The following is a 20,228-nucleotide window of genomic DNA, read 5'->3' on the forward strand; positions in this document are numbered from 1 at the left end:
TGCGGCGGGCTGCTCCCCCGGCCCGCCGCACATCCCCGGTCTCGGGGGCGTTCCGTCGACCCATTCCGGAACGCCGATATACGCGCGGCTGCGAACACCTGTGATCCGCCGCATGAGGGGTACCGTCGTTCGCGGCCTGTTCGAGGGAGGGGAACCTTGCGGGCCGGGGGAGAGCTCGCGGCATCGCCGCGAGCAAGGGTGCGCCGCTCGCGTGCGGCGTGGAGACGCGCGCGGCGAGCGTCGTCGGGTTCCGCAATCCTGCGGAGCGCGCGTAGTACGCCGGGCTTCGACGTGTCTCATCTTCGACCGTGCCCACGTCGCGTGCGCGCGGCTGTCACCGGAGGAACACATGCTGACCCATTCGCCACCCGTCCGACCCCGCTCGGGGCGGAGGAGCCGCGTCGCCCGCCGCGTCGCCGCCCTCGCCGTGATCGTCGGAGGAATCGTCGGAGCCCTGCTCGCCCCCGTCGTCGCGACGGCGGCGCCGCCGTACACGACCAGCGCGACGGTGTCGTCGCTCGCCTTCACGGAGAAGGCCGTCGCGAGCGGTACGAAGGCCGAGCTCACCGGGAGCTGGTCTCTGCCGGACGACCCCGTGGCACCAGCCGGGTTCGTCGTCGATCTCCCCGAGGGTCTCCGCGAGCTGCCGGACGCGTTCCCGCTGCTCGACGACGATGGCCAGGAGGCCGGGAGCTGCGTCACGACCGCCGCCCAGCTCGTCTGCGACATCGACGGCACCTACCTGCAGGAGCACCCCGTCGGTCTCTCCGGCGGCTTCTCCTTCTGGGCGACCGTGACCACCGAGGTGACGGAGACCACCACGGTCACCTACGACTTCGGCGACGTCACGGCCGCCGTGGACGTGAAGCCGGACCCCTTCGCCTGCTCGACGGACTGCGACTTCCGCGGGCGGACCGACTTCAAGAGCGGGGAGTATCAGAACTCCTCCGACACCATCGCCTGGGACGTCGCCGTCGGTGCGGGAGCGAAGGGCATGGTCGCGGGTCAAGAGGTCGTCGTCACCGACATCATCGGTCCGGATCAGGAACTCCTGCGCGAATCCGCCGCCGGCGAGCGCTACCCGTCGCTCTGGGTGGCCACCGGCCTGGAGACGCTCCCCAGCGGTCTTGTCGTGCCGGGGCCGATCACCGAGGCCCCGGCCTCCGATTACACCGTCTCCGCGGACGGCACCACCGTGACCTTCACCGCCCGCGAGGGGGCCTTCTACAACGTGCACTATCTCTCGCGCGTGACCGACGACGGCGCGGCCGGCAGCTACCGCAACGCGGCCGAGATCCGGGTCGGCACCGAGACCTCGTCGACGGTCACGTCGGAGGTCACCCGCCACGGGGGCTCGGGGACGGGGAACGGCACGCGGGTCGGGCGGTTCACGGCGCTGAAGACCCTCGACGGTGAGGCGGCCGCGACCGAGCGGATCCCTGCCGAGACCCGGTATGTGCTGGAGTACGCGTATCCGGCGGGCCGGGGCTTCCCGGCGGGCTCCGGGGTGCTCACGCTCGAGGCGGGATCGCCGGTAACGAGCCCGGCGCTGCCGGTCGGTGCGGAGGTCACGGTCCGCGAGCGCACGCCCGAGTCGGTGGCCGGCATCGCCTGGGGCACTCCGACGATCAGTCCGGAGCGGTTCACCGTAGGGGACGAGACGGTCGCCGTGAGTGTGCAGAACCCGGTGTCCGTCGTGCCGCCGCCGCCGACGCCGACCACGCCGCCGACGCCGGGCACTCCGACCACGCCGCCGACGCCGGGCACTCCGACCACGCCCGGCACGCCGACCACGCCGACCACGCCGACCACGCCGGGAACTCCGGGCAAATCGCTGGCCTCGACCGGTGGGGAGATCGCGGTCACGGGTCTGGTCGCCGGGGTGCTGCTGCTGGGGATGGGGGGTGCACTGGCGGCCGCGCGACGCGCACGCCGCGGGAACCGCTGATCGCACGTGCCGTGCGGGGTGCGGCCGACGTCTGTCGGCCGCACCCCGCGTCGGCGCGAGAACGCACGGGCGAGGTCCGTCACCTCGCCGACTGATGCCCTGGGGGAAGGGAACACCATGAGCGACGAACGCAGAGACGAAGACAGAGAACGCGATGCCGACCTGCTGGGCCGCGTCCGCGGGGGGGACGAGCAGGCCTATGCGGAACTGTGGGAGCGGTACGCGCCCGCGGCCGCGGCTGTGGCGCGCAGCTACTGGTGGTCGGCCGATGCCGACGACCTCGTCGCGGAGTCGTTCACCCGCATCTACCAGGCGATCCAGGCAGGGAAGGGGCCGACGGCCGCGTTCAAGCCCTACCTGTTCGCCACCATGCGCAACCTCGCCATCAGCTGGGGCCGTGCCCGCCGCGAAGTGCCGATCGAGTACATCGAGGCGGTGGAGGATCCGAACAGCACCGACGCCGCCGCGGACGCCGACTTCGACGCCTCTCTCGTCTCCCAGGCCATCCTGGCCCTGCCGGAGCGCTGGCAGGACGTGCTGTGGTTCGGCGAGGTCGAGCACCTGTCGATGCACGAGATCGGCAAGCGCCTCGACATCAGCGAGCGCGCCGCCGCGGTCCTCGCCTTCCGGGCCAGAGAGGGGCTCCGGCAGGCCTGGATCACCGCGCACGTCGCCGCTCGTCCGCCGGCATCGCGAGAGTGCCAGTGGACGATGGGGAAGCTGGGCGCGCACGCCCGCCAGCGACTCACGCCTCGAGACACCGCCCGCGTGCACGCCCACCTCGACGAGTGCGCCGACTGCCGCGCGAAGGCCGACGAAGCCCGTCACGCCAGTTCGCGCATGTTGTCGGTCCTGTTCCCCGCCGGCATCGCCGTGGGGGCGGGCGCGCAGATCTGGCAGTCGTTGACCTCGGCGGGACTCTCCGCCAGCGCCGCACCGCTACCGCCGGCGATCGCTGCTCCGGTCGCGGGCATCGCCGCGGCGAAGGCCACCGTCGCCATCGTGACCGCGGTCGCCGCGACGACTCTGGCGGCGACCGTCGTCGCCACGGTCGTGGGCGGCACCGCGGTGGTCGCGACCCCCGCCGCCAGTCAGGTCGTGACGTGGAGCGTGCCCACCCCGACGGCATCGCCCTCGGCGGCCCCCGCCCCGGTGGCGACGCCTGCCGAGACGACGGAGCCTCCGGGGGAATCCGAGCCGCCGGCCCCGGCGGAGCCTCCGGCGGATCCGGATCCGGAGCCGTCGCCGGACCCGGTTCCCGAGGCGACCGTGCCGAGCCCGCCGGTCCTCATCTCCGTCCCGGGCCAGGTCTCACGCACCAAGCTCCTGTCTGTCACCGTGGCCTGCGAGGCCGGCGCCGACCTGACGGTGTCCGCGTACGGCGCCACGCTCGCGGCGGGTACCTGCGCGGCGAACGAACGGTGGCAGGCGAGCTTCGAGGTCGACGCCTACCCGGTCCCGGCCGGGACCGCGGTGACCTTGAGCTTCGCGCAGTCCAACATCGCCGGAGTCTCCGGGGCCGCGACGGCCGAGGTGGTCATCGTGGATTGATTTCGGAACCGCGCGTAATCACCCCTGCGCCTCGCTGTCCTGTAGGAGTCCGCCATCTCCGGATACCAGCGGATGAAGAGATCGAGATTGGAATCACATCGCCATGAGGAAACGATCGGGCGCCTTCGTGCTCGGACTGCTGCTCGCCCTCGGTGCCGTCGTCGCCGCGGCCCCCGCGACCGCCGCGTCGGGAGCGGCGACCATCGTCGACGCGAACACCGGCAGGTTCACGCTGCCGGACGGCACAGTCGCCACGGCGACACTGTCGGGCGGCTCGCGCATCTTCGGGGGCGAGGGCAAGACGCTGAGCTCCTGGAGTGGCACGGACGCGATGTACGCCGCCGGTGTCTCGGCGAAGGACCTCGCGACGCTCGACGTGCACTCGAAGGCGAACTGCGGCACGGCGTCGCGGTGCGGTGAGGGACAGCTCACGATCACGTTCGACCGCCCCGTCGACGATCCCGCCATCCACATCGCCGAGTTCGGCGCCGGGACCGGAGGTACCGGGCTCGGCGGGATCGCCATCGCGGATGGCATGCGCTTCGCCTCCGCGGACGGCGGCGCCACCCGCGCGGTCGTCTCCGACGGCGCGACCTTTGTGGACGGAGGCGACGGGTACGTCCGTGGCGACCTCCGCATCTCCTGCACCGCAGCCTCCCGCCCCGGAGGCTGCGGAAGCTTCACCGTCCCCGGCACCAAGATCACGCGCATCGTCTTCGACGTCGCCCGCTTCGCCCTCGGCGGCATGCAGACGACGGCGACCGACGGCTACGCGCTCGGGATCACGGCCACCGCCACACCGGACCCGAAGCTCGCCGGTCTCTCGATCGCGAAGGTCGTGGACAAGGCGGCCGCCGCGCCCGGCGAGACCCTCGACTACACCATCACCGTCCGGAACTCCGGCGAGGCGGACGCCCGGCAGGTGCCCGTGACCGACACCCTTCCCGCCGGGCTGCGTGATGTGACGGCCGATCAGGGCGGCGTCGTCGCGGACGGCACGGTCACGTGGACGATCGACGCCCTTCCTGCCGGCGGCACGAGCACCCTGCATGTTTTCGGGACGGTCGATCGCGCGGGTGCGGGCAGCACGCTCGTCAATCGCGCCGTGGTGAAGAATCCCGCCGATGCCCCGGCCGAGACGCCCGCACCCACGTCGGCGACGCCGTGTGCGGACGACGCGGGTGCCGCCTGCGCCGCCACGACGGTCGCCGCCCTGCCGGCGTTGTCGCTCGCGAAGACGGTCGACAAGCAGGTCGCCGGACACGATGAGGTGCTGACATACACCCTCGTCGTCGCCAACGCCGGCACGGGTCCGGCGGCCGACGTCCCGGTGACCGACCTCCTGCCGCCGGCCCTGACGGCGGTCTCGGCCGATCAGGGCGGCGTGGTCGCCGACGGCACCGTCCGCTGGACGCTGCCCGAGGTCCCCGCCGGGGGCGAGGTCGCGCTGCACGTGACCGGAACCACCCCGGGGGGCCTGGACGAGGCGCAGCTCCTCAACCGCGCCACCGTGCAGAACCCTGCGGATGCGCCCGCCGGAACCCCGGCGCCGACGGTGACCACCCCGTGCCCTGACGACCCGCAGCAGGCGTGCGCCCTGACCGCGGTGGCCGCGCTCGCCTCGCTCGAGATCGACAAGACGGTCGCGCAATCCGCGGCGGTCGCCGGATCCATCCTCGACTACACGATCACCGTGTCGAACGTCGGCCCCGGTACCGCGACCCAGATCCCCGTCGTCGACGATCTCCCGGACGGCGCACGGTTCATCGCCGCCTCGACCGGGGGTGTCGCCGTGCAGGACCGCGTGGGCTGGGTGGTGCCCGAGCTCGGGCCGGGGGAGTCCGCCACGATGACCCTGCGTGCCCAGCTGCCGCGCGACGCGGAGGGCACCATCGTCAACCGCGCCACCGTGGCCTACGACGAGTCGATGATCGCCGGTCTGCGGGCGGCAGCGGTCCAGGCCGGGATCGCCGTCCCGGATGACCTGTCCGGCCTTCCGGCGCTGCCGCCGCTGTCGGCGGCGCACGCCTGCGCGGACGACGCGCAGTGGTCGTGCGCAGCGACCGTCGTCCGTGCCCCTGCGGCCGCAGGGCTTGCCCAGACCGGCGGCACGCCGCTCTCCGTCCTCCCCGCGATCGCGCTGCTGGCAGGTGGGGCTCTGCTCCTCATCGTCTCCGCGCGTCGCGCGACCCACCGATAACCACTGATCGCGTCAGCCACGGGGGACCTCCCTCCGGGGGCTGATCGAGGTACCCAGAAATGCACTTCTCACAGTCCACTTCGTCCGTTCCGCTGCCGAAAGGCTCCGTCATGATCGTCTTCGGGACCCGTCCCGAGATCATCAAACTCGCCCCCCTCGTCCGGGAACTGGGAGACGCCGCCTTCGTCGTCCATACCGGTCAGCACTATGACCCGGGGATGTCCCGGGTGTTCCTCCGGGCCTGCGGGATCGAGCGGGTCGACCTCCAGCTGCACGTCGGAGGTCTCCCGCGGGCCGCTCAGATCGGGCGCGCCGCCGAGCAGATCGCCGAGGCCGTCACGCGCTTCGAGCCGCGGTACGTCGTGGTCCAGGGGGACACGAACGCGACGTTCGCCGCCGCTCTGGCCGCGAACGCCGCCGGAGTCCGCCTCGGGCACGTGGAGGCAGGACTCCGGGCGAACGATCGCCGGATGCCCGAGGAGCACAACAGGGTGATGGTCGACCACATCGCCGACGACCTGTTCGCGGCGACCGAGGCGAACCGCGCCAACCTCCTCGCCGAGGGCATCGACGATGCACGCATCCTGGTCACCGGCAACCCGGTGGTGGAGGCGGTGCGTGCGCAGCGCGCCGGGGCGGACGGCGATGCCGAGGTGCTCGCCGAGCTCGGACTGACTCGCGCCGGCTACGTCCTCGCGACCCTGCACCGCCAGGAGAACGTGGACACGCCGGAGAACCTCCTGGCCACGCTCCGTGCGTTCAATGCCATCGCGGCATCGGGGTGGCCCGTCGTGTTCCCGGTGCACCCACGCACCAGGGCGATGCTCACCACGCTGGACGTCACGCATCTCCTGGACGCGCTGATCGCCGAGGAGCCGCTTCCCTACGAGCGGTTCCTCGCGCTCGCCGCGCATGCCGCCCTGCTGGTCTCCGACTCCGGAGGTATCCAGGAGGAGGCGACGGTGATCGGGCGCCCCGTCCTCGTCGTCCGGGACTCGACCGAGCGCCCCGAGGCGCTGGGCTCCTTCACGCGGCTGGTCTCACCGCAGGAGCTCGCCGCTGCGGCCGCCACCCTGCTGGATGCGGTGGAGCCGACCCTCGCCCGACTCGCCACCGTGCCGTCGCCCTTCGGTGACGGCCAGGCCACTGCGCGCATCGCGGCGCATATCCGCTCCACCGTCGCCCCGCCCCGCACCGAGGAGTCCTGATGTACAGCAACGCCCTGACCACCCCGCTCGCCACGGTCGGCGCCCTTGCCGCCACCGGGCCGGAATCCATGACCACCGTGGTCATGGCGGCGGGGATCGCGGTGACCGTGGGGGCGGGACTGCTCCTGCGCACCCGCCTGCTGCGGCGATCGTCGCCGGCTCCTCGCCCGATCCGCCGATCCGTCGCGCCGGAAGAGGATCCCGTGCGGGGGAGGACTCCCTGATGTTCCCGGTGCTCAACGCGTTCACGGTCCTGCTCGGCGTCGCGTTCGTCACGTATGTCCTGTTCATCCTCATCCCCTATCTGCGCTATCCGAAGACCGTTCCCGGGGACCCCGCGCACTTCGAATGGCACTTCTTCATCCCGTGTCGGGACGAGGAAGCGGTCATCGACACCACCGTGTCGCGGGCGCGGCGGGACTTCCCCGGGGCCCACGTCTGGGTGATCGACGACGACAGCGAGGATGCCACGGCGGCGATCGTCACCCGCTGGGCCGACGCCGACGAGCACGTGCATCTCGTCCAGCGGCGGCGACCCCAGGCGCGGACCGGCAAGGGCGATGCCCTCAACGCCGCCTACCATCAGCTCCTCGGCTGGCTCCCCGCCGACGCCGACCATGATCGGATCGTCGTCGTCGTCATCGACGCGGACGGCGAGATGGAGCCCAACGCCCTCGAGATCTGCGCGGCCGACGACATCTTCGGCGACGAGAGCGTGGGGGCGGCGCAGATCGCGGTGTGGATGAAGAATCGCGACGACCCGAAGCCGTACCCGCACAGTGGTCGGTTCGCGAACATGTTCGCGCGGTTCCTGCTGCGGATGCAGGATCTCGAGTTCCGCACCACGATCGCCGCGATGCAGTCGCTGCGGGCCAAGACGGGGACGGTCGGGCTGGGAGGCAACGGGCAGTTCACCCGGCTCTCCGTGCTCGACGCAATCGGCGACACGTTCGGCGAACCGTGGCACGGCGCCCTGCTCGAGGACTACGAGCTGGGCGTGCACGTCGTGCTGGCGGGCTACCAGGTGCGCCACGTCTACGACACGCACGTGAACCAGGAGGCGCTTCCGTCGATCCGTCGCCTGCTCACGCAGCGCACCCGGTGGGCGCAGGGGAACATCCAGTGCGTCAAGTACATCCGCGAGGTGGTGAAGTCGCCGTACGTCGACAACGCCGGGGTCATCGAGACGGTGTACTACCTCGTGCTGCCGTTCCTCCAGATGCTCGGCGGACTCTCGTTCCTCATCCTCTTCGGGGCCCAGGTCGGGTACTGGGTGCAGCAGCCGGAGCTCTTCCAGGTCGCGCTCGGCGACACCCTCGGCGTCCTCGGACTGCTGTTCGCCTTCTCCGTCGCCCCGTTCGCCGTCTGGGGGTTCGTCTACAAGATCCGCTGCGAACCCCAGGCGAGCTGGCTGACGGCGCTGGGGTGGGGGCTCGGAGTGTGGCTCTACGTCTACTACATGTACATCTGCATCGCGCGGGCGTTCCTGCGCATCGTCCGGGGCAAGAACGGATGGGCCAAGACACGCCGCAATGCGGAGGCCCACGTCGTCGTCAACGGATCCGTCGCCGTGGAGGCCTGATGACCGCCGTCACCGAAACCCTGCCCGCCCTCCGCGCTCGCCGATTGGATCGGGTGTCGCCGCCGAACCGTGCCGCGCGCGTGGTCGTGGCGCTGCTGATGCTCGCCGCGGGGGGAGCGCTCCTGGCGGTCAACACCTCCTTCCGCGCCATCGAGGCGGTCGCCGCGACGTGGTTGCTCTCGCCGTTCGTCGAGGGACAGCGTGCAGCGATCGGCGAGCACTACCTCGTCTGGACCCCGACCGGAGACCTGATCGCCCTGCAGATCACGGTCGAGTGCACGGCGCTCCTGATCGGCCTCCCCCTCACCGTGGTCGCCGCGGTCATCCTCGCCTTCACCCGCGTGCGGTGGAGCCGGCTCTTCGGCGGGCTCGCGGCGATGTGGGGCATCGTCTTCGCGGTCAACATGCTGCGGCTCGTGCTGATCGGTTGGGCCACCCAGACCTGGGGTCTCGATCCCGGGTACAAGGTGAGCCATGTCTTCGTGGGGTCGCTCGTCGGCGTGCTCGGCTACGTCGTCGGACTCGTCGTCATGCTCCTGATCATCGGAGTCCGTGCCCCTCAGCGCCGGAATACTCGTCGTCCCCGGACGTAATCGACCGTCGCCCCCTCCGTCTCATTCGCGGCGAAGCACTCTGCTCGTCGTGTCCACATCAAGAAAGAGGCTTCATCATGAAGAGCATCCTCAAGACCGCGTGCAGCGCCGGTGTCGGCCTGCTGATCGTCGGGGGCTCGCTCCTCGGCGCGCAGGGGGCCATGGCCGCCGACGAGCCGGACTCCCCGAGCACCACGTCGAGCGGCGGGGTCTCCTCGGTCCGCAGCACGGAAGACGTCGACGGCCAGGCCTCGACCCGCGGCTACCTGGGTCGAGCCACCCAGACGGCTGCGACGGGCGTGACGCCGGGATCGGAGATCAAGGAGGGCGCCATCGTGCAGCTCGTCAACGACGAGCAGATCGACGGCGTCTACAAGGTGATCCTGCCCGTGCCGGCGCACACGACCTTCGCATCGGCGACCAGCGGCGGTCAGCTCGTCGGAGGCAACGTCGTCTGGACCTTCAACGTCACGCACGACGGAGGCACCAGCATCGTGACCCCGATGGCGACGTTCACCGTCGACGCCGACTACTGGGGTCCGCAGATCACCAACAGCGCCAAGGTGCTCTACACCGGCGGCGTCTTCACCGACGACCACCGCTTCACCTACAACTACGGCCACACCTTCGCCGAGCGTCCCCCGGTACCGGTGGCCGATCCGGCCGTCGGGCTGGCCGGAGCCGGTGTGATCGCCGTCGGAGCCGCGGGCGCGTTCGCGCTGCGCCGTCGTCCCTCGGCGAACCGGTGACGGGCGCCGGACAGAAACGGAGGACGAGAGACCTGTGAAGAAGACATCCTTTCTTCGGGGTGCGCTGACCGTGGGGGTGCTCACCGCTCTGGCGGCGGGCGCCCTCGCGGGTGCCCCCGCCGCCTCGGCGGCCGACGTCAACGGCTGGAGCGGATCGGGAGACACCCGTACCGCGTCGGCCGCCGGCGCGACCGCCCGCATCACGACCACCGACAAGGTGCAGATCAAGGGCTCCGGCGACGTCGTCAACCTCGCCACGGTCCGCGACGGCGGAGAGCTCGGCCTCAACGTCATCGGTCTCAACGAGGGGTTCCCCTGCAAGAACGGCATCGAGTGCGTCCGCGGGAACGTCGTGATCGACTTCGGCCAGCAGGTCACGAACCCGAAGATCACCCTCGCGAACCTCGGCGGCGACGTCTACTCCATCGGCGGCGTGGTGCAGTCGTCGGCGAAGTACACGCTGAAGACCTCCGGCGTGAGCCTGAGCGCCGTGAGCGGGAACCTCGATGTGACGTCGAACACGATCACCTCGACCTCCTTCGCCGCCAAGACCGGCACGGTCCAGGTCAACGGCACGGTCTCGAAGGTCGAGTTCCAGCTCAGCATGCGCTCGAAGGGCGCGTTCCTCGGGCTCGTGCCGACGTGGACGAAGGTGCCGAGCGACCTGCACAGCATCGACATCGACGTGGACAAGCCCACGGCGCCCGCGCTGACGGTGGACAAGGACGACCACCGCGACACGGCCGTGATCGGCGACCAGCTCTCGTACGACATCGTGGTGCGCAACACCGGCACCGGTGCGGCGAGCAACGTCGTCGTCAGCGATGACCTGCCGGCCGGGCTCACCGGGATCACCGCCGCGTACACCGCCGGCACGACCGGGACGGTCTCGGTCAGCGGGCAGCGCGTCCAGGGGACCATCCCGTCGCTCGCTCCCGGGGCGTCCTCGACGATCACCGTGAAGGCCACCGTCGGCGATGCGACGCCGATCGGGAACCTGCGCAACAACGCGTGCGCCGTGGCGACCTCCACGAACCAGGCGTGCGACTGGGACGACACCACCATCACCAAGAAGACGACGCCGGTGCTGACCATCAGCAAGGACGACGGCCAGGGTGATGTGACGCTCGGCCAGGACCTCACGTACGACATCGTCGTGCGGAACACCGGAGACGGCGCAGCCACGAACGTCGTGGTCAGCGACCCGCTCCCGGCCGGTCTCGACTTCGTCTCGGGCAGCGGCCCGTCGGGAGTGACGGTGAGCGCCTCCGGGCGCAACGTGACCGCCAACCTCGGCACGCTGGCGCCCGGGCAGTCGGTCACGCTGAAGGTGAACGCCAAGGTCAACCAGTCGGCTCCTCCCGGGGCGCTGACCAACCAGGCCTGCGCGGTCGCCGGGAACGCGGCGAACGTCTGCGCGACCGACACCGACACCGTCAAGCGCGAGTTCTTCCAGTACACGTTCAACTCGAACCCGACCGACCCGACGCCGGGTCAGGCCGTGACGTATCGGATGGAGTTCGGCAACAACGGCAATGTCGACTCGGCGAACGCGGAGATCGCGTACACGCTGGCCGGCATCCTCGACGATTCCAGCTGGAACCCGTCGAGCGTGACGGCCAACCGCGGCACCGTCACCGTGAGCGGCGACAGCATCGACTGGAAGGGACCCCTCGCCTCCGGTGAGACGGTCGTGATCACCTTCACCGGTGTCTGGAACGGGAACGGCGACGGCTTCGCCTTCCCGAACGTCACCTACTACGGCAGCGCGCGCTAGCCGGCACTCAGGCGGACGCGCGGGTGCAGGCCCCTCTTCTGGGGGTGGCCTGTGCTCGCGCGTTCGCCTGTTTCCGCGTGTGAGTGAGTCAGTCGCGGTCGGCGCGACTGATGAGGTCCATCAGCTCGTCGAGCGTGTCGACGTCGATGACCTCGGTGCCGTCGGGCTCGCGCACCTCGATGCCGTCGACCTCGAGCTCCTCATCGAGCTGCACCAGGATGCGCGACTCCGGGAACTGCTTGGGGGCGACGAACGCCAGCAGCACGGCGTCCGCGAACACGACCACCGACGTGGCCTCGAGGTCGTCCCGCAGGTCGATCTGTTCGACGACGGGCTCGTCCTGCACCGCGTCCTCGATGTCGAGCGCGACCTCCTCGACGATCGCCCGCCAGCGCTTCTCGCTCATCGAGAGCACGCGCGCGATGGCCGCGACGAGCTCGTCCGGATCCAGGTCCTCCGCGGTCTCGTCGCCCTCCAGCTCGGGGTCGACGTTCACGTTCACGACGGTGCCGGCGGCATCCAGGCTCGCCCGGCCGTAGACGAGACCGTTCTCGGACACGGGGTCTTCGAGCAGACCGCTCTCGACGATGCGGGACAGGAGGAGATCGAGCGCCATGCTTCCAGTCTCGCGCATCTCGCCCGCCGTGGGCCCTGGTTCTTCCGCGACCGGAATCTCGGACGCGCGTAATCGATCCGCCCCCTCCGCCTCTTGTTCACCGGACCATCCCGACTCGACGGCCCCCGGCCGCATTCGAAAGGCAGGCTGCTGTGACCCGTCCCCTCTCCCGTTGCATCGGCGTCGCGCTCGCCGTCGGCGCCGTTCTCGCCTTGGCGATCCCGTCATCCGCGCTTCCGGCGGCGGCGGCGGAGGTCGCCCCCGACGCCCCCGCCCTGAACTGGGTCGTGAACACCGCCCCCGGTGCGGCGAGCGACGAGACGCTGCGCGCGGCCATCGCCGACGCGGGAGGGACGCTGCTGATCTCATACCCGGAGATCGGGGTCACCGTCGTCCGGGCGCCCGAGGGGGAGTTCGCGGCGCAGCTCCGCGCTCAGCCGTGGGTGCAGTCCGTCGGCCCCACCCGCACGTCGACCACGCCGGATCGCCTTCCCGAGCCGGCGGTATCGGCAGCCGGGGTCACCGAGGAGCCGGAGGCCATGCCCGCCGAGGGCACCGCGTGGGACACCGTCGCCGTCGGCGCGACGACCCCGGGCGGCGCAGGCGTGGTCGTGGGGGTCGCGGACAACGGCATCGACGCCGGGCATCCCGACCTCGCCGACCGCATCGACCCCGCGCTCTCCGTCGGGTGCGGGGTCAACGGCGTCCCGGACACCCGGCCTGCCGCGTGGCAGCCGGGCGCGGGGCTCGTCGGTGCCCACGGGACCCATGTGGCAGGGAGCATCGCCGGCGCCGCGAACGGCTTCGGCGTCCGCGGCATCGCCCCGGATGCGCGAGTCGCCGCCATCAAGGTCGACAACCAGACCGGGCACATCTACCCCGAAGCCAGCATCTGCGCGACGATGTGGGCGGTCCGACACGACATCCCCGTCGTGAACCACAGCTACTACGTCGACCCCTGGTACGTCTGGTGCGCCGGCGAGGAAACGCAGTCCGCCGCGCTGGAAGCCCTCCGCCGCACGTACGCCTATGCGCACGAGCAGGGCGTCGTCAACGTCGCCGCCGTGGGGAACGAGAGCCAGGACCTCGCCACCATGACCACCGACGTCCTCAGCCCGGACGACGGGGCCCCGGAGCCGCGTGCCGTCGACTCCTCCTGCCTGAAGGCCCCGGCCGGACTGCCGGACGTGATCTCCGTCGCCGCCGCCGATCAGGACGAGACCAGCGGCGCCGTCGTCATGGCCGGATTCTCCAACTACGGCGCAGGCAAGGTGACCGTCACCGCCCCGGGAGTCGTCTGGTCCGCGGTGACCCGCCAGGACGACGGCTCGATCTACGCCCTGTTCCCCGGTACGTCCATGGCCTCGCCGCACGTCGCGGGGCTCGCCGCTCGCATGCTCGCCGCCGACCCGACGCTCACTCCCGACGACGTCACGCGTCGCATCAGGGCCACGGCCGACGGCGTCGCCGACGAGGGACCGGATCGGGTGGGCGCCGGACTCATGGATGCCGACATCGGTACCTCCGTCCCCGCTGTCGGGGTCTACTCCCGCGTGGCGCTCACCGGGCAGCCCTTCCGGGTGACCGGGAGCGGGCATCCGCCGCGGAGCACCGTGGAGCTCCGCGTGGGCACCGCCACCATGCCGGTGCAGACCGATGCGCAGGGACGGTTCGCGACCGTGTTCCCCGTCCCCGCGGATGCTCCGGCCGGGCCGAGCACCCTGATCGCCGGCGAGGCCAGGGCTCCCATCGTCATCCGCACCTCCCCGGCCACGCCGACCATCCTCACCCCGAAGGCCGGGGCCACGATCACCGCGACCACGACGACCATCTCGGGTACCGGCGTCCCGGGCTCCCGGGTCCGCGTGGACGTGCGCGACGGAGAACTGACGCCGTTCCTGCGGTTCGTGACCGTGCGCGACGACGGCACCTGGACCGTGGACGCACCGCTGACGCAGGGGACGTATGAGGTCGTTGCCAGGACGATCGTCGGCGGCGACACCTCGGCCCTCACGGCGCCCGTGCGGTTCTCGGTGCACACGAAGTCGGCGATCGGCTACTCGGTCGAGCTCTCCCCGCAGCCCGGGGCCACGCACGACACGCTCATCCTCCTCGACCTCGCCAACGCCGGGGCGGCGGGCGGACGGGCGGTCGTCGACATCGATCTGACGGCTTTCGGGGACGTCGAGGTCCCGGTGCCGACGGTGGGCGAGGTCGAGCGGACGGCCCGCGGGCTGCGATGGACCCTCACGCTGGAATCCGCGGAGAAGGCCCAGCTGCAGATCCCCGCGACCTCCGGCGACGAGCCGGCCTTCCCCGTGATCGCTGTTCGATGAGACAGGCGGGCACGCCGGTTCAGGCGCTTTCCGGAAGCGATGGCCTGAACCGGCGTGACGGCCTGCGTGTCAGAGCCACCTCTTGTACTTGAACACCCCATAGAGCCCGACCGCGAACGCGGCCATCGCCCCGATCGCCATCGGATACCCGAACGCCCAGTGCAGCTCGGGCATCACGTCGAAGTTCATGCCGTAGACCGTGCCGACGAGCGTGGGCGCGAAGATGATGGCCGCCCACGAGGAGATCTTCTTGATCTCGTCGTTCTGGGCGAGCCCCGCCTCCGAGTGCCGCCGGGCGACCAGCGCCGACTGCACCGTCAGGGCGTTCTCCAGGATCGCGCGGAACGAGTCGACCCGCTCGTTCACGCGGATCGTGTGGTCGAGCACGTCGCGGAGGGAGCGCTGCAGCTCCTCGTCGATCCGGTACTTCTCCGATCCGCGGCGCAGCCACTCCAGCATGCTGCTCAGCGGGTGCACCGCGCGCTGGAAGTTGATGACCTCGCGGGAGAGCTCGTAGATGCGGCGGGAGAGGGCGTCGTCGTCGCTGTCGCCGAAGAGCTGGTCCTCGATCTCGTCGATGTCGTTCTCCAGGCCCGCCACGACGGGCTCGTACTCGTCCACGACCTCGTCGAGGATCGCGTAGAAGACCGCCTCCGGTCCCATCGCGAGCAGCTCCGGGTTGGCCTCCATCCGGCGGCGGACCGCGGCGAGGTTCGGCGACTCCGCGTGGCGGATCGTCACCACGAAGTCGGGGCCGATGAACAGGTGCAGCTCACCGAACTCGATCGACTCCTCCTTGTCGCGGTAGCGGGCGGGGCGCAGCACGGCGAAGAGCGTGTCGCCGTAGCGCTCCACCTTGGAGCGCTGATGCCCCGAGAGCGCATCCTCGACGGCGAGCGGATGCAGATCGAACTCGCGGGCGACGGACGCGACCTCTTCCGGACTCGGTCGGTACAGGCCGATCCACGCGATCCCGCCGGCGGCGTCCAGCATCCGGTAGGTCTCGTCCAGGTTCTTCGGGGTCTCCACGCGACGTCCGTGGACGTACACGCCGTTGTCGATGAGCGTCATGATGCGGCTCCGTTCTCGCGGGCGCACGGAGACGCTTGTCTCGCGTGCGGATTCGTCAGGGGGCGGGAGACGCCGCCGATGACTGCGAGGCGAGAGGCACGGACGCGGAGCAGGAGCTCAACGCGTGGGTGCCGGGAAGCGCGACGCAGCGAGGGCGGCGTCGTTACTATCGTCGGACATCGCCATCACCGCCTTTCCGTGCTTCTCCGGGGCCAGCTTACTCCTCCGTTTCGAATCGCCCGAATGGCCCCATTCCGGCCGCAGATGCCGCCAAGTGCGCGATTCGAAGGGGTCAGGGGACGATCGCGTCGATGTAGCCGCCATCGACCCGGACGGCGGCACCCGTCGTCGCCGAGGCGAGCGGGGACGCGAGGTACGCGACCATGTTCGCGATCTCCTCCGGTTCGATGAGCCGCTGCAGCAGGGACTGGGGGCGGTGCACGCGCATGAACTCGCGCTGGGCCTCCTCCCACGGCAGCTGCGGATCCACGAGCGAGTAGACGAAGTCCTCCACGCCGCCGGTGTGGGTCGGGCCCGCGAGCACCGAGTTCACCGTCACACCCGTGCCGGCTGCCTCCTTCGCGAACCCCCGGGAGACGGCGAGCAGCGCGGTCTTCGACATCCCGTAGTGGATCATCTCCGCCGGGATCACGACCGCGGAGTCGCTGGCGATGTCGAGCACCCGACCCCAGCCGCGCTCCGTCATGCCGGGCAGGGTCGCGCGGATGAGCCGGACGGCGGCGAGCACGTTCACCTCGAAGTACCGGCGCCACTCGTCGTCGGAGATGTCGAGCGCGGGGGTGGCCCCGAAGATGCCGAGGTTGTTGACGAGGATGTCGACGTCTCCGGTGGCGGCGAGCACGCGGGCGGCGCCGTCCTCCGTGGTGACGTCGCCCGGCGCGGCGACGAGGTTCCGGTCCGGGTTCTCCTCCTGCAGCGCGGCGATGACCGACGACACGGTCTCGGGGTTCCGGCCGTTGACGGCGACCCGAGCTCCCGCATCGGCCAGAGTCGTGGCGATGGCGAGTCCGATGCCCTGGGTGGAACCCGTGACGAGGGCGGTCTTCCCGGCGAGGTCGATGCGCATGATGTCTCCTCCGTGTCGCTGCGGCGTGGGGTACAACGCCCGCCGCGCCGGTTTCATGCCCGCCCGCTCTCCGCCACGGGAAGGGCGGGAGTGGGACATGCCGTCTCCGTGCGGGACGGGAAACGGGCCGGGGACGGGAGTGGAAGGCGCGGTTTTGATCCCGCACGGCGGGACGAGGCACGTGCGGGACGGGAAACGGGCCTGGGGGGACGGGAGTGGGAGCGATTTTGATCCCGCGAGGTGGGCGGGGTGCGGGCGGGGGGCTAGAGGGGGATGGGGGTGCCGGCGCGGGAAGCGGACTCCTGCGCGGCCTTCACGATCTCGACGGTGCGGATGCCGACTCCGGCGTCGGGCTGGGGCTGACGGCCCGCACGCACGGCCTGCACGAACTCCTGGAGCAGCAGGGCGTCGAGGTCGGCCCCGACCGGGGTCCAGGTCTCGCCGTGGGCATCGTGTCCGGCCACGCCCTTCGCGAAGGGGCTCACGGTCACGGTCCCGCGCTCGGCCACGACCTCGAGGGTGAGGCCGCCCCAGGTCGGCGAGCTCAGCGGCCAGCTCCACGAGCAGTCGATCGTGGCGATCACCCCGCTCGGGTACTGGATCGTCACGAGGCCCCCGGTCTCGACCGCGAGGTCCCGCTCCCCGTGCAGGATGCTGTTCGACACCGCGCGGACGGTCTGCGCCCGTTCGCCCAGGAGATCGTCGAGGAGGTCGGCGCAATGCACCACGTGGTCGACCAGGGCACCGCCGCCGGCGAGCGCGGGATCGGTGAACCAGGCCCGGTCCTGCGGGAGCTTGCCGTTGTTGATGCCGGTGACGCCGAGGATCTTCCCGAGGCGTCCGCTGCGCAGCTCGGCGACGGCGTCGCGCACCGCGGGGGAGAAGCGCACCGGGTACGCCACCATGAGCAGCACGCCCGCCCGGTCGCACGCGTCGCGCATCGCGATCGCGTCCTCGACCGTCGTCGCCAGCGGCTTCTCGCACAGCACGTGCACGCCGGCCGCGGCGGCCTGCTCGACGAGGGCGCGGTGACGGGAGTTCTCGGCGGCCACCACGACTGCGTCCGGGCCCCAGGCGAAGGCCTCGTCGTAGGTCTCGACGTACGCGACCCCGAGCTCCGCGGCCAGGGCGGCACCGCGCGGAGCGTCGTCCGGGGCGGAGGCGCCGTCGGGGTCGGCGGCGATCAGCTCGATACCGGGCAGCTGCTGCAGCGCGTGCACGTAGCTGAGGGCGTGCGTGTGCGCGAAGGACAGCACGGCGATCCGCAGCGGGCGGGGAGCGGTCATCGGGTGGCCTCCTCGGCGACGGCGACGGCGGGGGACGAAGCGGGGAGGGCGACCGGGGCTCCGGAGGCGATCGAGGCGTAGGCGGCCTCGGCGACCGCGACCGCCTGGATGCCGTCCTCCGGGGTGACGGCGGCATCGCGTCCCTCCGCGATGGCGGCCACGAAGTCGGCGATCTCCGCGTAGTACGGACTCTCCTCGGGTGACATCGGCGGGAGGTAGTCGGTCGCGCCCTCGACGAGCACGGCGTCGGTGCGCAGCGTGTGGTCCTCGGCGCTGTCGTAGCGCAGGCGCCCCTCGGATCCGGCGACCTCGACGCTGGTGCGGAACGGCATGCCGGGCTGCACCCAGCTCGCGTGCACGTGGCTGATGACCCCGTTGCGGTGGGTGAGCACGACATGCGCCGTGACCGGGGCCGGAACGCGGTCGTCGACCGTCGGCGGGTTCTGCACCGCGTAGACGCTGTCGACCGGCCCGGCGAACCACAGCGCCTGATCGATGTCGTGGATCATGAGGTCGCGGATGACGCCGCCGCCCGCCCGCTCCGAGAAGAACCAGGGGGCCTGGGGTGCGGCGCCGAGGCGACGGAAGCGCTGCACGGCAGGGGTGCCGATCTGCCCGGCGTCGATGCCGGCCTTGATCCGGGCGTACTCCCCCATGTAGCGCACGACGTGGGCGGGGAACAGCCGTACTCCCGCGGCGGCTGCGGCGGCGGTCACCTCGGCGGCGGCCTCCGCGGTCGCGGCGAGCGGCTTCTCGCAGATCACGTCGATCCCCCGGGCGATGGCCCGAAGGGCGAAGTCGGCGTGGGTGCTGCTCGGCGTGACGATGTCGACGACGTCGACCTGCTCCAGGAGCGCGTCGACGTCCGCCACGACCTCGAACCCGTATTCCGCGGCGATCTCCTCCGCGCCCTCCTTCGAGGTGACGAAGCCCTGCACGCCGAGCGCCCGCCAGGCGTCGGCGTGCACGCGGGAGATCCCGCCCGCGCCGATGAGTCCGACCTTCAACGTGCTCACTGCTTCTCCTCGGGGTCGACGCCGGCCGCGGGGTCGTGCGGCAGGGGGGTGATCGGTGGGGCGGGCATGTCCTCGATGCCGTAGATGTCGCCCGGATGCCGCTGGAACGCGTGCACGACGGCGCCGTGGGCGGCTGCTTCCGCACCCAGCCGTGCCTCCGCGACGGGCACCTGGAACGGCAGTCCGAGGTGGCCGGGCAGGGCGGCGCGCAGGGGGTCGAGCAGCTGCTCGTGCGCGGCCGAGAGTCCACCGCCGATCACCACCATGGCGGGGTCGACCGTCATGATCAGCGTCGCGATCCCGTGGGCGAGTTCGTCGATGAAGCCGTCGAGCTCTTGCCGGGCGGCCTGCTCCCCGCTGCGCGCCAGGGCGAACACCTCGGCGGCGGTCGGGGCGGTGCGCCACGAGATTTGCCCGGTCTCGGTGTTCAGGCCCCGGAACGCGAGGCGGCCGATGTCTCCCGCCGCGTTGTGGATGCCGCGCCGCGGACGGCCGCCGAGGATGAGGCCCATGGCGATGCGGTTGCCGACCGACAGGTAGATGACATCGTCGACGAGCTGCGCGACGCCGAGGTGATGTTCCGCAACGGCCGCGAGCCGCACACCGTTGTCGACCGCCACGGGGCAGCCGAACGCCTGGCGCAACTGCGAGCCGATGTCGATACCGGACCACTCCGGGATGACGACCGAGGTGGTGACCCGTCCGTCGTCGTCGACGATGCCGGGCAGGGAGACGCCGATCGCCCGCAGACCGGTCCGCGGCAGCGAGAGCGGGGCGAGAGTGCCCCGGACGTCGTCGATCACGGCGGCGAGCTTGGCCGGGCCGTCGGGCTGCTCCGCGACGCCGGGGAACGCCCGCTGGGCGATGACCACCCCCGCGAGGTCCGCGACGACGACCCGCACGCTCGCGACGCCGATGTCCACGCCCACCACCACACCGGCGGCGGCGTGGAAGGAGTAGCGGCGGGCCGGGCGCCCCGCGCCGCCGCCGTTCTGCGCCGGGGCGTCGACGAGGAGTCCGGAGTCGGAGAGCACCGCCACGGCGTTCTCGACGGAGGTGCGGGAGACCTCGAGCGACCGGGAGAGGTCGCTGACGGTCGCCGGTCCGGCATCGCGCAGCCGGAGTGCGGACCGCGCCACGATCGAGAGCGGACTGGTCGCGCCCATCGGGTCCCTCCTTCGTCTCCGCCGTTGGTGCGATCAAATTAG

The 20,228-nt window shown here is 71.3% G+C and carries 16 protein-coding genes; 10 read left to right on the forward strand and 6 right to left on the reverse strand.

Features of this window, described 5'->3' with window-relative positions; all coding sequences use genetic code 11:
* The first annotated feature begins 349 nt into the window (after positions 1-349).
* From C6C15_RS00740 to C6C15_RS00780, 9 genes are all read left to right on the forward strand, one after another.
* A complete protein-coding gene (locus C6C15_RS00740; RefSeq protein ID WP_158698491.1) occupies positions 350-1,948 on the forward strand; it encodes a DUF5979 domain-containing protein in 1,599 nt (532 codons plus the stop codon).
* 117 nt (positions 1,949-2,065) lie between these two features.
* Positions 2,066-3,499 carry a sigma-70 family RNA polymerase sigma factor gene (locus tag C6C15_RS00745; RefSeq protein WP_105949026.1) on the forward strand — a complete coding sequence of 478 codons (1,434 nt, stop codon included), beginning with the start codon at positions 2,066-2,068 and terminating at the stop codon, positions 3,497-3,499.
* 103 nt (positions 3,500-3,602) lie between these two features.
* The gene (locus C6C15_RS00750; RefSeq protein WP_105949027.1) at positions 3,603-5,699 is read left to right on the forward strand and encodes a DUF11 domain-containing protein; all 2,097 of its coding nucleotides are present in this window, start codon (positions 3,603-3,605) and stop codon (positions 5,697-5,699) included.
* 110 nt (positions 5,700-5,809) lie between these two features.
* Positions 5,810-6,907 carry a non-hydrolyzing UDP-N-acetylglucosamine 2-epimerase gene (wecB, locus tag C6C15_RS00755; RefSeq protein WP_234024194.1) on the forward strand — a complete coding sequence of 366 codons (1,098 nt, stop codon included), beginning with the start codon at positions 5,810-5,812 and terminating at the stop codon, positions 6,905-6,907.
* On the forward strand, positions 6,907-7,131 hold the full coding sequence (locus tag C6C15_RS00760; protein ID WP_060922758.1) for an LPXTG cell wall anchor domain-containing protein: 225 nt from the start codon (positions 6,907-6,909) through the stop codon (positions 7,129-7,131). Before wecB ends, C6C15_RS00760 begins: the two co-directional genes overlap by 1 nt.
* Positions 7,131-8,489, forward strand: coding sequence for a glycosyltransferase family 2 protein (locus tag C6C15_RS00765; RefSeq protein ID WP_060922757.1), 1,359 nt, complete (start codon positions 7,131-7,133; stop codon positions 8,487-8,489). Before C6C15_RS00760 ends, C6C15_RS00765 begins: the two co-directional genes overlap by 1 nt.
* Positions 8,489-9,082 carry an exosortase/archaeosortase family protein gene (locus tag C6C15_RS00770; protein ID WP_158698492.1) on the forward strand — a complete coding sequence of 198 codons (594 nt, stop codon included), beginning with the start codon at positions 8,489-8,491 and terminating at the stop codon, positions 9,080-9,082. Before C6C15_RS00765 ends, C6C15_RS00770 begins: the two co-directional genes overlap by 1 nt.
* Positions 9,083-9,159: 77 nt before the next feature.
* The gene (locus C6C15_RS00775; RefSeq protein ID WP_105949030.1) at positions 9,160-9,831 is read left to right on the forward strand and encodes a hypothetical protein; all 672 of its coding nucleotides are present in this window, start codon (positions 9,160-9,162) and stop codon (positions 9,829-9,831) included.
* Positions 9,832-9,865: 34 nt separating this feature from the next.
* Complete coding sequence (locus C6C15_RS00780; protein ID WP_105949031.1) at positions 9,866-11,608, forward strand: DUF7927 domain-containing protein; 1,743 nt, start codon at positions 9,866-9,868, stop codon at positions 11,606-11,608.
* 88 nt (positions 11,609-11,696) lie between these two features.
* On the opposite strand, the gene C6C15_RS00785 is transcribed toward C6C15_RS00780, so the two are convergent.
* Positions 11,697-12,224 carry a hypothetical protein gene (locus C6C15_RS00785; protein ID WP_060922753.1) on the reverse strand — a complete coding sequence of 176 codons (528 nt, stop codon included), beginning with the start codon at positions 12,222-12,224 and terminating at the stop codon, positions 11,697-11,699.
* Between the two features lie 152 nt (positions 12,225-12,376).
* Between C6C15_RS00785 and C6C15_RS00790 the strand changes: the two genes are divergently transcribed.
* Positions 12,377-14,560: a S8 family peptidase gene (locus tag C6C15_RS00790; protein ID WP_105949032.1), complete on the forward strand. Its 2,184-nt coding sequence runs from the start codon at positions 12,377-12,379 to the stop codon at positions 14,558-14,560.
* A gap of 69 nt (positions 14,561-14,629) precedes the next feature.
* Here C6C15_RS00790 and corA read toward each other — a convergent pair whose 3' ends face one another.
* The 5 genes from corA to C6C15_RS00815 form a co-directional block, all read right to left on the reverse strand.
* A complete protein-coding gene (gene corA, locus C6C15_RS00795; RefSeq protein ID WP_105949033.1) occupies positions 14,630-15,631 on the reverse strand; it encodes a magnesium/cobalt transporter CorA in 1,002 nt (333 codons plus the stop codon).
* Positions 15,632-15,923: 292 nt separating this feature from the next.
* Positions 15,924-16,718, reverse strand: coding sequence for an SDR family NAD(P)-dependent oxidoreductase (locus tag C6C15_RS00800; protein WP_105949034.1), 795 nt, complete (start codon positions 16,716-16,718; stop codon positions 15,924-15,926).
* A 263-nt stretch (positions 16,719-16,981) separates the two neighbouring features.
* A complete protein-coding gene (locus tag C6C15_RS00805) occupies positions 16,982-18,004 on the reverse strand; it encodes a Gfo/Idh/MocA family protein (RefSeq protein ID WP_105949035.1) in 1,023 nt (340 codons plus the stop codon).
* Complete coding sequence (locus tag C6C15_RS00810) at positions 18,001-19,020, reverse strand: Gfo/Idh/MocA family protein (protein ID WP_060922749.1); 1,020 nt, start codon at positions 19,018-19,020, stop codon at positions 18,001-18,003. Before C6C15_RS00810 ends, C6C15_RS00805 begins: the two co-directional genes overlap by 4 nt.
* Positions 19,017-20,186 (reverse strand): ROK family transcriptional regulator, encoded by a 1,170-nt coding sequence (locus C6C15_RS00815; protein ID WP_083370975.1) that lies wholly within the window; start codon positions 20,184-20,186, stop codon positions 19,017-19,019. The genes C6C15_RS00810 and C6C15_RS00815 overlap by 4 nt, the downstream gene beginning before the upstream one ends.
* Positions 20,187-20,228: the final 42 nt, after the last annotated feature.

Source organism: Microbacterium sp. str. 'China', assembly GCF_002993305.1.
Lineage (GTDB): Bacteria > Actinomycetota > Actinomycetes > Actinomycetales > Microbacteriaceae > Microbacterium > Microbacterium paraoxydans.